The following is a 12,295-nucleotide window of genomic DNA, read 5'->3' on the forward strand; positions in this document are numbered from 1 at the left end:
CGGCCCGATTGCGCGGCATCACGCTATCGGGTTCGTTTTGTGTATCCGGGGGGCAAGATGAATACGCATCAATTGAAGAAAAACAGTCTGGGACTGTGGTCGTTGGTCTTTTTTGTGGTCGCTGCCGCTTCGCCGTTGACTGGCGTGGTCGGCGGCCTGCCGGTCGCGATCTCCGTGGGCAACGGTGCGGGGATCCCGGCGGTCTATTTGATGGCTGGCGGCATACTGTTGATTTTCTCTTTTGGCTATATCGCCATGAGCCGCTATGTGACTAACGCGGGTGCTTTTTACAGCTATATCACGCTGGGCATGGGGCGTCGCGCGGGTTTTAGTGCCTTATCTGTCGCGCTGCTGGCCTATTTCGCCATTCAGATCGCAGTGGTCGCGATGTTCGGTTTCTTCAGCAGCATGTATCTACAGGAACATCTGGGCATTGAGCTACCGTGGTGGCTCTATAGCGTGATGATGTTGCTGCTAATGTGCCTGTTAGGGATTGAAAGTGTGGAGGTGGGCGGACGCGTACTGGGCGTACTGATGCTGATGGAAGTGGGTATCATGCTGGTGGTGGATATCGCGGTTCTGCTATCGCACGATACTGCGCCGCTCACGCTGGCGGCATTTTCACCCAGTGTGATTAATCAGGGCAGCATTGGCATTGCGCTGATTTTTAGTATCGCCGCCTTTATCGGTTTTGAATCAACGGCGATCTACGGCGAAGAGTGTCGTAATCCTGAGAAAACTATTCCCCGTGCGACGCTGGCCGCCGTGATCTTGATTATGCTGTTCTTTGCCTTCACCAGTTGGATGATGGTGCAGGCTTACGGGGTCGATCAGGTTAGACAGCAGGCGATTAACGACCCCGGACGCTTTATCCTTAATGTGTCGACTGCGCTGGTTGGCAAATGGTCTGAACAGATGATATCGCTGTTGCTGATCACCAGCCTGTTCGCGGCTGCACAGGCGTTTCACAACAACATTTCACGCTACCTGTTTAGCATTGGGCGTGATGGCGTGCTGTCTTCCAGGCTGGCGATGGTCAGCAAAGGCAAAGGGACGCCTTACGTGGCGAGCATCGTACAAACGGTCTTTGTGCTGGCCGTGCTGTGTGCGATGGTGGTGGCGGATCTCGACCCGATGATGCAGATTTTCGCGTTAGGATCGGCGATTGCGACGATGGCTATCTTGCTGCTTCAGGTGGGGGTGTCGCTGGCGGTTATTCGTTTCTTCCAGCGAGAAATACATCTTCCGGTATCACGCTGGAGCCGCTTATGGGCACCGCTGATCTCCACTGTGGCTATGCTTTTGGCACTGATTATGGTGGTCAGAAACGTTGATGTTCTGAGTGGTTCATCGTCCCAGATCGTTTCGCTATTGCCTTGGGGCGTGTTCGGCATTGCTATCGTGGGTTACCTGTCCGCCAGTCGGGTTCGCATCCCCTCGCCACAGGAAAATATGCCGTAACTCATCATTATCAACTGGGCTTATTATGGCGAGATAAGCCTGGTTTATGGCTCTTGGTACTTCAGCTTGATGAGGCTAAAATAAATGACTTGTATACATCATAATGGCAAGTGCAACTCTTTTTTATCATTTGAGGATAGTCATTCTTTTACCTTCCATTTTGTGATTCTGGATGTTCCATATTTTTTATACTTTGCATATATTGAATAATAAAGTCATTCCATTCTTTTATATCACCTATCGCGCAGTCCTAGGGTTTCAAACGGTCTCATATCGCGATGCGTCTTTGATTAGAGAGATTGACAATAGACGCATCCCTTAATGTGATTGTCATGTAATTCTCTTGCATCCCACTGGCTGAGGTACGGTAATACCTCAATTCAACTTCCAGAAGTTCATTGTTGGAGATGCTGGTGAGCAGGAGCGGTGTCGATTTATCAACGGCTTTAGTCACGGAAAAGGGATGATGGTTGACGTGTCGATCTCATGATAAGTCGTAATTTGTGGCATAAACAAAAATTTCATTCTCGTGGCCAGAAATATATTTATTTCCTACAGCGTCGATGCTTAAACACCCCTCGGAGATCAGCCCTGAATTTTTTCTGTGACTTTCATAAAAATAGAATTAGCCATTCGTATAACGCCCTGTTAAACCATCCTTGTTGTGGGCGTTATAGCGTAAATTTTTATATGCATTTATTGTGGTCAAGGTCTAATTATTAGGTTGATTATACCCGTCATACTTCAAGTTGCATGTGTGTTGGCTGCGTTCAGTCACCCGAATCACTTACTTGAGTAAGCTCATCGGGATTCCTTCTCTTGCCGCCTTCCTGAAACTTGAATTATTTAGGGTATATATATATTGCATCGGATAAGTAATCGGGTGGCAATGGATTAAATAAGGAGGGTAAATACGTTAGGTGTTTAATTAAATCGATGTGCTATTAATATCTCGCCGCTGACACGGCGAGAGGTATTATTTATTCCGGTTTTACTATTTTCCGGCGCTAAGCCAGTCTGGCAGATCGTGTAATCCCATTGCCTGACGTACCAGCGTAGGTTTAATGCCGGGCAATTTATCCGCCAGCACCAGACCGACATCACGCAGCAGTTTTTTCGCTGGATTATCGCCGTTAAATAGTTCACGGAATCCCTGCATGCTGGCGAGCATCACGGCGGCGCTGTGTTTGCGGCGGCGCTCATAGCGTCGCAGGTAAAGATGCTGCCCGATGTCTTTGCCCTGTGTCTGTAAACGCTTCAGCTCGGCAATCAGCTCGGCGACATCCATGAAGCCCAGATTAACCCCTTGTCCTGCCAGCGGATGAATGGTGTGCGCCGCGTCGCCGACCAGAACCAGTCGATGTGCCGCGAAACTGCGGGCGTAGCGTCCGGTCAGCGGGAAAGTCTGGCGCTCGCTTTCCAGTTCACATAGCCCCAATCGCATATCAAATGCCATCGCGACCTGCCGATTGAATGCTTCTACAGGCAGATTCTGCATCGCCTGAGCCTGTTCCGGTGACAGCGACCAGACAATCGAACAGAGGTGCGGATCGTCCAGTGGCAGAAAGGCCAGAATCCCGTCACCGTGAAACGCCTGACGCGCCACAGACTGATGCGGATGTTCGGTACGAATGTTGGCGACCAGCGCGTGGTGTCCGTAATCCCAAAAGGTCAGCGGAATATCCGCATGCTGGCGCAGCCAAGAGTGCGCGCCGTCCGCACCCACCACCAGTCGGGCGGTGAGCATGCTGTCATCCTGCAACGTAATAAAGGCTTCATTCTCGCCCCAGGCGACCTGTTTTAGCGACGCGGGAGAGAGCAGGGTGATGTCGCTTAACTGAGCGGCGCGTTGCCACAGTACCTGCTGAATCACCGGGTTTTCAATGATGTGCCCAAGGTGGGCAAAGCCGAATTCTTCGCCGCTAAAGCTGATTTTGCCGAAGCTGTCTTTGTCCCATACCTGCATGTCGTTGTAAGGGCTGACGCGTTGCGCCACGAGGTTTTCCCAGACGCCGAGATGGCGCAGGAGACATTCACTGGCGGCATTGATGGCGGAGACGCGCAGGGCATGGTCTTTCCCGAGCGGCTGAGGTTCGGCCGCCTGTTTCTCCAGCACGGCGATACGCAGGCCGCTGCCCTGTAAGCCGCAGGCTAGCGCCAGACCGACCATACCGCCACCGGCAATAACCACGTCGAATGATTGCATTTCCGTCTTTTCCTGTTGGCGAGCTTAGTTAACGTTCTACCCAGCCCAGCGTGCGACGGGCAAAGGCGTCGCGCACCAGCGGCAGGTTATTCATGGCGATGAGACCGAGGTTACGACCAACGGCCAACGCGGTATAGCGGTTGGCAAACAGTCTGACCAGCCCATCGGTGATCGCCACCGTGGTGTCTTGATCGGGCGTACGCCGCTGCTGATAGCAGTCAAGTACCGTGTACTGGCCGATATCCTGCTGATTTTTCGCCGCTTCGACGAGCGTTTCTGCCAATGACATCACATCGCGAATGCCCAGATTAAAGCCTTGTCCGGCAATCGGGTGCAGCGTTTGTGCCGCGTTACCCACCAGCGCCAACCGATGGCTGATGTGTTGGCTGGCTATCAGTAAGCGCAGCGGATAGCTATGGCGTTCGCCGAGATGAGTGAATCGCCCCAGACGCCAGCCGAAAGCCTGTTGTAGCTGCTGACGAAATTCAGCTTCACTCCAGCCATCGACCTCATGTTGACGGTGTTTATCATGGCACCAAACGAGTGAAGAACGGCCGTTGCTCATGGGTAGCAGCGCCAGCGGGCCATGCGGCGTGAACCGCTCGAACGCGCGTCCACAGTGGGGTTCGGCCGTCGTCACATTCGCGATCACAGCGATCTGATCATAATCATGCTGTTGCCACTGAATACCGCAAGCGTGCGAGAGCATAGAGCGAGAACCATCGGCGGCAACCATCAATTGACCCGTTAGCTCGGTGCCGTTGTCCAGCGTTAGCGTCGCGTTCTCTTGCGTCCGCGTGACGGTAACCACTTTGGCTGGGCAGTGCACGCGCACGCCCGGTGCCTGTTGCAGCAGGGCAAACAGACGTTGCCCGACGTCGTGCAGCTCAACCACATGGCCCAATGCCTGAACGTGATAGTCCGAAGCTTTCAGGTTCACTACGCTGGCGTGCCCACGTTCGCTGACGTGAATGTCGGTTATTGCGGTTGCATGGCTGGACAGCGACGGCCAGATGTCCAGTGCCGCTAGCTGCTGGCGCGTGCCTTCAGACAAGGCGATGGCGCGTGCGTCAAAGCCCGGATGTTCTTTGTCGAGCGGCGAATGTGCCTCGATAAGATCGACCGGGATTGTGCCCCGTGAAAGCCGCGATATCGCCAGCGCCAGCGTCGCGCCAGCCATTCCGCCACCAACAATCATGACTGCCATGCTGTTGTCCTTTGCAATGATGCCATTGTCCTTTTAAAGTAATTGTTCTTTGAAAGTGCGGCTTAGTGTTGCTTGTCATGCCATTGCGCCATCAGCGCTTCAATGTCATCGGCATCTTTGACTACGCCAGCCGTCAGGTTTTCGTTGCCGTTTTCGGTGATCACGATGTTATCTTCGATACGCACGCCGATTCCCCGATACTGCTGTGGTACCTTGGCATCCGGCGCGATGTAAAGACCCGGCTCAATGGTCAGAACCATACCAGGCTCAAGCGGACGGCCTCGATCGGTCGTGCCGTAATCTCCCACGTCATGCACGTCCAGACCCAGCCAGTGACTGAGACCATGCATGAAGAACTGGCGATGTGCCTGTTCGGCAATCCGTTCTTCCACGTCGCCTTTCATTACGCCGAGTTTGATGAGCCCGCTGACCATCATGCGCACCACTTCTTCGTTTACTTCGCGGATGCTGCGACCCGGGCCAAACAGCTCCAGCGCGCGCAACTGCGAACGCAGCACGAGGTCATAAATGGCGCGCTGCGGCGCGGTAAACTTGCCGTTGACGGGGAAAGTTCGGGTGATATCGCCAGCATAACTTTTGTATTCACAGCCTGCGTCAATCAGCACCAGATCGCCGTCGCGCATTTGCGTTTCGTTTTCGGTGTAATGCAGGATGCAGGCGTTCTCACCGCTGCCGACGATCGTGTTGTAAGAAGGGTAGCGTGCGCCGTGGCGGGTAAATTCGTGGTGAATTTCGCCTTCAAGCTGATATTCATACATGCCGGGACGGCATTTTTGCATGGCGCGCGTGTGGGCCAGTGCGGTAATTTCACAGGCGCGGCGCATTACGCTGATTTCCGCAGGCGATTTGAACAGGCGCATCTCATGTACCCATGGACGCCAGTCAGTCAGCGTGGCGGGGGCTGCAAACCCCTGACGAGTGCCGTTGCGCAACGTGTCCAGCGCGGCGAAGATCAGCCTGTCGGCATAATCGTACTGCCCTTGCGCATGATACACCACGTCCAGACCATTCAATAATAGGTGCAACTGTGTGCTGATTTCGCCAAACGGCAGGGCGCGATCAACGCCGAGTTTGGCGGGGGCTGCTTCCTGACCGAGACGGCGACCAAACCAGATTTCGGCCGTCAGATCGCGTACGCGGTTGAAGATCACGCTGTGATGATGTTTGGCATCGCTTTTTACCAGCAGCAGAACGGCTTCTGGTTCATTGAAGCCAGTGAAATACCAGAAATCGCTATTTTGACGATAAGGATAGTCGCTGTCAGCATTGCGCTGCGCTTCTGGCGCAGAAAAAATAATCGCCGCGCTGCCCGGGGCCATTTTTTCCAACAGACCTTGACGACGACGAAGAAATTCTTGTGGATTCATCACCTGCTCCTGAAAATAGTCCGTGCGGTTATCCGTCCCTTCCGCTCTGAATGAGGCATGCCTTTCTACATTATTTAGTGCAGCGTTGGCTTTTGCTGTTCGGGCGCAGTCACAACGCGCTGGCTGGTAAATTCGGTATGGCACAAAATGGCAGAAACGCGAACATACTCAATCACTTCTTCCAGTGATTGCTCCAGTTCTTCCTGGTCTTCATCTTCGTCGTAGCCAAGCTGTGCGATGTTGCGTAAATCTTCGATAGCTTCTTTTAGCTCGCCTTTAGCCTTGTTCAACTGCGGTTGAACCACGCCCAGCCCAAGCAGGAAGTGGTTGACCCAACCTGCCAGCGCGTCGGCGCGATCGAAGACGCTCACGTCATCCTGTGAGTCGTCAGGCAGGAAAAGCTGGAACAGAAAGCCATCATCTTCCAATGCTTCGCGCGTGGCCTGATACAGGTCCTGAAGCGGTTGCGACAGCGTCTGGGTAAACGCCATGCCTTCGTTAGTCAGTTCAAAAACCAGCGTTCTCCAACTGTCGTCATGGTTTCCACCACACAGCATCCCACTGATCAAACCGTGCATTTCCGCTGCGGTCAGCGCGACTTGCTGTTGGTGAAGCAGTTGGTCAAGGCCTTCATAGGCGGGAAACGTATTCTCTATAGACATGCGGATTCGTCATCGTTGGCTGGATTGGTTCGTGCTATGCTACCACCAAGCTCCCTTTCGATACCAGAAAGGGCTTGTATCTTAGATCTCGGCTATATATAGTGGCGCCCGCTTTAACGAACCCGATGTAACGGGTAATGCTCATGCTATGCGGCACGCGGGCGCAAGAACGACAAAAGGCAGGAAGGTGGTATGTCTGCACAACCAGTAGATATTCAAATTTTTGGCCGTTCGTTAAGAGTGAATTGTCCGCCAGAACAACAGGATGCGTTGAATCAGGCTGCGGAAGATCTTAACCAGCGGTTGCAAGATCTTAAAGTTCGCACTAGAGTCACAAACACAGAGCAACTGGTGTTTATTGCCGCGCTGAATGTGTGCCATGAACTGGCGCAGGAACGGGGTAAAACCCGTGATTATGCGTCGAATATGGAACAGCGTATTCGTATGTTGCAGCAGACCATTGAACAGGCGTTGCTGGAACAAGGGCGGATCACAGAACGCCAGGGTGCGCAATTTGAATAACGTCGTATTTTGACAAAAGTACGGTGTTTTTACGCGATAAGACGTGCTAAGGTTTATCGCGAGTAACGAATAAAATTTCTCTGAGATGTTTGTCAGCGGGCCAGTCCCCTGAGCCGATATTTCATACCAACAGAATGTAATGCTCTGCGGTTGGTGAGCACGCTCGGTTCGTCCGAGAAGCCTTAAGACTGCGACGTTATGTTCACCTTGAACCAAGGGTTCAAGGGTTACAGCCTGCGGCGGCATCTCGGAGATTCCCTTTCTTTTATCACTCTTGACCCGTGGCGAATGCAGCCCATGTCATCTTCTGATTCATCGACACTTCCCGATACGATACCTTCTTCTACGGCATCATCACGTCAGCAGATCCGTCAGGCTGTGCGGCAAAGTCGGCGTTTGCTGACGCCAGAGCAGCAGTCGCGCTTTGCGCAACAGGCGAGTGAACGCGTCATGACACACCCGAAAATCATGCGGGCAGATAGCGTCGCGGTATTCCTGTCCTTTGATGGCGAGCTGGATACCTCCCCGCTGATTCAACAGCTGTGGCAGCAGGGAAAGCGTGTTTATTTGCCGGTTCTGCATCCGTTTCGCGCCGGGCATCTACTGTTCCTGCGCTATGCGTCGGACACCGAGTTGGTACGCAATCGTCTGAAAATTATGGAACCGCGTCTGGACGTGCGTCAGGTGCTGCCGTTACCGCAACTGGATATCCTGCTGACGCCGCTGGTGGCGTTTGATCATCAAGGGCAGCGGCTGGGTATGGGCGGCGGTTTTTACGACCGTACGTTGCAGTATCGCAAGCAGGTGTCCCGTGGGCCTTATCCGATCGGCTTGGCCCATGATTGTCAGCAGGTTGACGCACTGCCAGTGGAAAGCTGGGATATTCCGCTGCCGGAAATTATTACCCCCTCTCGCCATTGGCAGTGGAGTACGCGCTAGCCTTTGATCGGTTCAGGCGAACGATCGTGGCCTAACATCTGCTGTACCAACTCCACACAGTGCAGGAAGCGCGAGTCGTAGTCCGACTCTTTGATGTAAACGTACGGGATATTATTGTCAGCCAGCATCGTTTTCAGCAGGTTCTGGAACTCCGAACGGGCGGTGGTGCTGCCTAAACTGCGCAGCCCGTCGGCTACCCATGGCGTGTTGTTTTCCAGCAAAATCACCAGGTCAAAGCGGTATTCGTCGATCAGCGCCTGAACGAACGGGTGTTCACGCCCCTCATATTTCTTGCAGAACGCCTGCGTGGTGACGAAATCGGTGTCGATAAAGGCCACTTTATTGGCGTATTTGACGGCAAAATCAATGTACTGTGCCTGACCCAACGCGATCTTGTCGTAGTCGGAATATTGCAGCGCCATCTCGTCGCCCCCCAGATGAGAGAACACGTAATCGCGGCCATATTCCCAGGCGCTGGTAGTGTTGAAGATATTGGCCAGTTTATTCACCAGCGTGGATTTGCCGCTGGATTCACCACCAAGAATGGCAACCGTGCGCACAAAGAACGGTTTCACCTCAGTCGGGATATAGTCCCAATAGCGGAAGGGATCGTGACGAATCTGCGAACCGCTGATGTTCATAAAGGAGCGCTGTGGGTCGATCAGGACGGCCTCAATGCCCAGATGCTCACGGTATTGCGCGGCATCCTGTTCTTCGCTGGTGTAGACGAAATTGGGCGTGATGCTTTTTTCCTGCATGAACGCCTGAATCCCTTTACTCCACACATCCCAGCCGTGCGGGTAAGGCTCCATTCCTTGCTCATTAAAGGCATGGATATGAATGTTTTTCTGATACTTAAAGGTCTGTAAGAGCCAGCGCAGGCGGTCGCTGACGGTCGGCTGCTGCGACATCGAACTGTTCTCAAACAGCAGACGGTCGCGTGGTTCGTCGTAACCTAAAACCACATGCAGTTCATCGACCTGGCTGCACGCGCGCTGAATCAGATAAATGTGGCCAGTGTGTAGCGGATAGAACTTGCCGAAGACGACGCCAATACTCTTTTCGTAGCGCGGGAATTCCAGTTCAAGAAAGCGGTGAAGCGCTTCCAGCTTCTGCGCGCTAGGGCTTTTGATTTTGGCATTAAGTAATTGACTGAGATAGCCTTTGGTCATATCGGTCGCGTCGGCAACCTGCTGTAGGGTGCAACCCTTCTGGCGGATGGCGGATTTCAGGTAATCAAATGATGACATGGTGCAGCACTCTTGTTTAGCTTACTAAACAAAGTACCATAAAACACGGTAACCTCCGCTACTCTTTCACACCGCGGTTAGCTCTGAGTGAACAGGGGAAAAAGGTAGCAGAGGGCTGTCTGGGGGCCGCTTAGAGATCGTCGAGGATTGCCAGCGCGTCGGCCAGCTTTTTCACGCCGAACACCTGCATACTGGCTGGGGCTTTCTTCGGCATATTGGCATGAGGAACGATGGCGCGTTTGAAGCCGTGCTTAGCGGCTTCGGTAATCCGCTCTTGTCCGCTAGGAACTGGGCGGATTTCGCCCGCCAGGCCGACTTCGCCGAAGATGACGAGATCCTGCGGCAGCGGGCGGTCGCGGAAGCTGGAGACCAGCGATAACAGCAGCGCCAGATCGGCACTGGTTTCGGTGACTTTGACGCCGCCGACGACATTCACAAACACATCCTGATCCGACATCTGCAAGCCGCCGTGGCGATGCAGCACTGCTAACAGGATGGCTAGGCGGTTTTGCTCCAGACCGACCGCCACGCGGCGCGGGTTGGACATCATCGATTGATCCACCAGTGCCTGAATTTCGACCAGCAGCGGGCGCGTACCTTCCCACACCACCATCACGGAACTACCGGACGTCACTTCGTCCCCGCGACTGAGGAAAATCGCTGATGGATTGCTGACCTCGCGTAGCCCTTGTTCCGTCATCGCGAACACACCCAGCTCGTTAACGGCACCGAAACGGTTTTTATGGCTGCGCAGGGTACGGAAGCGGGAATCGGCATCGCCGTCCAGCAGGACGGAACAGTCGATGCAGTGTTCCAATACTTTCGGCCCGGCGAGCGAACCATCTTTGGTGACGTGGCCGACCATCACGATAGCGACGCCGCGCGTTTTGGCGAAGCGTGTCAGATAGGCGGCGGTTTCACGCACCTGCGCCACGCTGCCGGGAGACGATTGAATATCGGCGAGATGCATGACCTGAATGGAGTCGATCACCATTAGCTTCGGCCGTTCCTGCTCGGCAATCAGGCAAATCTGTTCGATGCTGGTTTCCGACAGCATATTGAGATTCTGGGTCGGCAGATTAAGGCGGTGTGCCCGCATCGCCACCTGCTGCAAGGATTCTTCCCCGGTGACGTACAGGGTTTTCATATTTTCTGACAGCTTGCAGAGCGTTTGCAGCAGCAGGGTACTTTTACCCGCGCCGGGGTTACCGCCGATCAGAATCGCGCTGCCCGGAACGACGCCGCCGCCCAGAACGCGGTCAAACTCCAGAAAGCCGGTAGAAAAGCGAGGCAGGGCTTCAAGGCTGATTTCCGAAAGCTTCTGTACCCGGCTGACGCCAGCGCTTTCACCCGCATAGCCAGTGAGGCGGTCAGTGCGTGACGTTGACGTCGATGCCAGGCGAACTTCAGTAATGGTGTTCCAGGCATGGCAGGCGCTGCACTGTCCTTGCCAGCGCGGATAGTCAGCTCCACATTCATTACATACAAACGCCCGTTTGACGGCTTTTGCCACGGTTTACCTCCAACTATTTAACGCTTTTCGTGTCTCATACTGCCGCTAAGAATGCACAGCACACCGGTCAGATCGGCATGACGGATGGTCACCGCAGATTGTTCATTGACCTTCGGTTTGGCGTGATAGGCAATGCCTAAGCTGGCTACCTTGATCATCGGCAGATCGTTCGCGCCGTCACCAATCGCCACGGTCTGATGCATTGGGATTTCCAGCTTTTCCGCCAACTGTTGCAGTGTAGTCGCTTTATGTTTTGCATCGACAATCTGACCTATGACGTCGCCAGTCAGCTTGCCGTCTTGCATGCCTAATTCGTTGGCAACGGCGGCCACCAGGCCTAGCTCATCACGCAAATAATCGGCAAAGTAGGTAAACCCGCCCGACGCAATGGCAACGTGCCAGCCCGCTTCCTGAAGCTGGCTAACCATATTACGCAGGCCTGGCATCAGTGGTAGCGTCTTAAGTACCGTTTTTAAAATATTGGCGTCGGCACCTTTTAATGTCCCCACGCGCTGACGCAGGCTGGCAGCGAAATCCAACTCGCCGCGCATCGCGCGTTCGGTGACTTCAGCGACCAGTTCGCCTGTGCCTGCCAGCTTGGCGATTTCATCAATACATTCGATCTGAATCGCGGTGGAATCCATGTCCATGACCAGTAAACCCGGCGAACGCAGCGTCGGTGCGTTACGCATGGCCGCGACATCAATACCCAGCTCGTGTGCCAGCTTGGTAGCGCGTGGTGTCAGCGTGCCAGCTAAACGCACAACCTGATAATCGCCCACATTCCAGGCGCTCACGATAACCATTGCGCTGCCCAGTTTACGCTGGTAGCGAGAAATCAGGTTTTTATCGAGGACGTCGCTATAAATAAGCCAGCCGGTGTCGCCAGCGCGATAGTCAAGCGGCATCACTTCATCACCGCTCAGTGATAATGGCAGTCCCGGCCAACAGTTGATCTCATCAGGGAGATCACGATAGGTCAGACTATTCGACATGGAGAACATCCTCTGCTGGCAGTAGTGCGATAAAGTCGTGCGATAAAGAGGGATGTGGCGTCGACCAAACATATCCCTCCAAAAACTGGGCAACAAGCTATCCTATCGTCGGCGCTTCTGGCAACATGAAAGTATCCAAAACGTGTAAGGAT

11 protein-coding genes and 1 other RNA gene are annotated in these 12,295 nt (G+C 53.9%); 4 read left to right on the forward strand and 8 right to left on the reverse strand.

What is annotated here, in order from left to right:
• Positions 1 to 57: 57 nt before the first annotated feature.
• On the forward strand, positions 58 to 1,461 hold the full coding sequence (locus tag O1Q74_RS02210; RefSeq protein WP_271875903.1) for an APC family permease: 1,404 nt from the start codon (positions 58 to 60) through the stop codon (positions 1,459 to 1,461).
• 268 nt (positions 1,462 to 1,729) lie between these two features.
• Here the strand turns inward: O1Q74_RS02210 and tssD are convergent, their stop codons facing one another.
• The 5 genes from tssD to O1Q74_RS02235 form a co-directional block, all read right to left on the reverse strand.
• Positions 1,730 to 1,915 (reverse strand): type VI secretion system tube protein TssD, encoded by a 186-nt coding sequence (gene tssD, locus O1Q74_RS02215; RefSeq protein WP_271875904.1) that lies wholly within the window; start codon positions 1,913 to 1,915, stop codon positions 1,730 to 1,732.
• Between the two features lie 540 nt (positions 1,916 to 2,455).
• Positions 2,456 to 3,667 carry an FAD-dependent 2-octaprenylphenol hydroxylase gene (gene ubiI / locus O1Q74_RS02220; protein WP_271875905.1) on the reverse strand — a complete coding sequence of 404 codons (1,212 nt, stop codon included), beginning with the start codon at positions 3,665 to 3,667 and terminating at the stop codon, positions 2,456 to 2,458.
• Positions 3,668 to 3,695: 28 nt separating this feature from the next.
• Positions 3,696 to 4,874, reverse strand: coding sequence for a 2-octaprenyl-6-methoxyphenyl hydroxylase (ubiH, locus tag O1Q74_RS02225; RefSeq protein ID WP_271875906.1), 1,179 nt, complete (start codon positions 4,872 to 4,874; stop codon positions 3,696 to 3,698).
• Between the two features lie 62 nt (positions 4,875 to 4,936).
• Positions 4,937 to 6,262 (reverse strand): Xaa-Pro aminopeptidase, encoded by a 1,326-nt coding sequence (pepP, locus tag O1Q74_RS02230; RefSeq protein ID WP_271875907.1) that lies wholly within the window; start codon positions 6,260 to 6,262, stop codon positions 4,937 to 4,939.
• 74 nt (positions 6,263 to 6,336) lie between these two features.
• Positions 6,337 to 6,924, reverse strand: coding sequence for a YecA/YgfB family protein (locus O1Q74_RS02235; protein ID WP_271875908.1), 588 nt, complete (start codon positions 6,922 to 6,924; stop codon positions 6,337 to 6,339).
• A gap of 192 nt (positions 6,925 to 7,116) precedes the next feature.
• Here O1Q74_RS02235 and zapA point away from each other — a divergent pair, with 192 nt between their 5' ends.
• The 3 genes from zapA (at position 7,117) to O1Q74_RS02250 (ending at position 8,385) form a co-directional block, all read left to right on the forward strand.
• Positions 7,117 to 7,446 (forward strand): cell division protein ZapA, encoded by a 330-nt coding sequence (gene zapA / locus O1Q74_RS02240; protein ID WP_012773157.1) that lies wholly within the window; start codon positions 7,117 to 7,119, stop codon positions 7,444 to 7,446.
• A gap of 74 nt (positions 7,447 to 7,520) precedes the next feature.
• A non-coding RNA gene (gene ssrS, locus O1Q74_RS02245) (6S RNA) lies at positions 7,521 to 7,704 on the forward strand.
• A gap of 39 nt (positions 7,705 to 7,743) precedes the next feature.
• Positions 7,744 to 8,385 carry a 5-formyltetrahydrofolate cyclo-ligase gene (locus O1Q74_RS02250; RefSeq protein ID WP_271875909.1) on the forward strand — a complete coding sequence of 214 codons (642 nt, stop codon included), beginning with the start codon at positions 7,744 to 7,746 and terminating at the stop codon, positions 8,383 to 8,385.
• Here O1Q74_RS02250 and nadR read toward each other — a convergent pair.
• From nadR to serB, 3 genes are all read right to left on the reverse strand, one after another.
• The gene (gene nadR / locus O1Q74_RS02255) at positions 8,382 to 9,635 is read right to left on the reverse strand and encodes a multifunctional transcriptional regulator/nicotinamide-nucleotide adenylyltransferase/ribosylnicotinamide kinase NadR (RefSeq protein WP_271875910.1); all 1,254 of its coding nucleotides are present in this window, start codon (positions 9,633 to 9,635) and stop codon (positions 8,382 to 8,384) included. The two genes, O1Q74_RS02250 and nadR, sit on opposite strands and share 4 nt — an antisense overlap.
• A gap of 130 nt (positions 9,636 to 9,765) precedes the next feature.
• Complete coding sequence (gene radA, locus O1Q74_RS02260; protein WP_271875911.1) at positions 9,766 to 11,148, reverse strand: DNA repair protein RadA; 1,383 nt, start codon at positions 11,146 to 11,148, stop codon at positions 9,766 to 9,768.
• A gap of 17 nt (positions 11,149 to 11,165) precedes the next feature.
• Positions 11,166 to 12,143 (reverse strand): phosphoserine phosphatase, encoded by a 978-nt coding sequence (gene serB, locus O1Q74_RS02265; RefSeq protein WP_271875912.1) that lies wholly within the window; start codon positions 12,141 to 12,143, stop codon positions 11,166 to 11,168.
• Positions 12,144 to 12,295 lie beyond the last annotated feature (152 nt).

Origin of the sequence: Pectobacterium sp. A5351 (assembly GCF_028335745.1) — a bacterium.
GTDB lineage: Bacteria > Pseudomonadota > Gammaproteobacteria > Enterobacterales > Enterobacteriaceae > Pectobacterium.

What these genes read in the sequence shown, in the direction of transcription:
- O1Q74_RS02210 (WP_271875903.1), top strand. Translation starts at nt 58, where the DNA reads ATGAATACGCATCAATTGAAGAAAAACAGTCTGGGACTGTGGTCGTTG.
- ubiI (WP_271875905.1), bottom strand. Translation starts at nt 3,667, where the DNA reads ATGCAATCATTCGACGTGGTTATTGCCGGTGGCGGTATGGTCGGTCTG.
- ubiH (WP_271875906.1), bottom strand. Translation starts at nt 4,874, where the DNA reads ATGGCAGTCATGATTGTTGGTGGCGGAATGGCTGGCGCGACGCTGGCG.
- pepP (WP_271875907.1), bottom strand. Translation starts at nt 6,262, where the DNA reads ATGAATCCACAAGAATTTCTTCGTCGTCGTCAAGGTCTGTTGGAAAAA.
- O1Q74_RS02235 (WP_271875908.1), bottom strand. Translation starts at nt 6,924, where the DNA reads ATGTCTATAGAGAATACGTTTCCCGCCTATGAAGGCCTTGACCAACTG.
- zapA (WP_012773157.1), top strand. Translation starts at nt 7,117, where the DNA reads ATGTCTGCACAACCAGTAGATATTCAAATTTTTGGCCGTTCGTTAAGA.
- O1Q74_RS02250 (WP_271875909.1), top strand. Translation starts at nt 7,744, where the DNA reads ATGTCATCTTCTGATTCATCGACACTTCCCGATACGATACCTTCTTCT.
- nadR (WP_271875910.1), bottom strand. Translation starts at nt 9,635, where the DNA reads ATGTCATCATTTGATTACCTGAAATCCGCCATCCGCCAGAAGGGTTGC.
- serB (WP_271875912.1), bottom strand. Translation starts at nt 12,143, where the DNA reads ATGTCGAATAGTCTGACCTATCGTGATCTCCCTGATGAGATCAACTGT.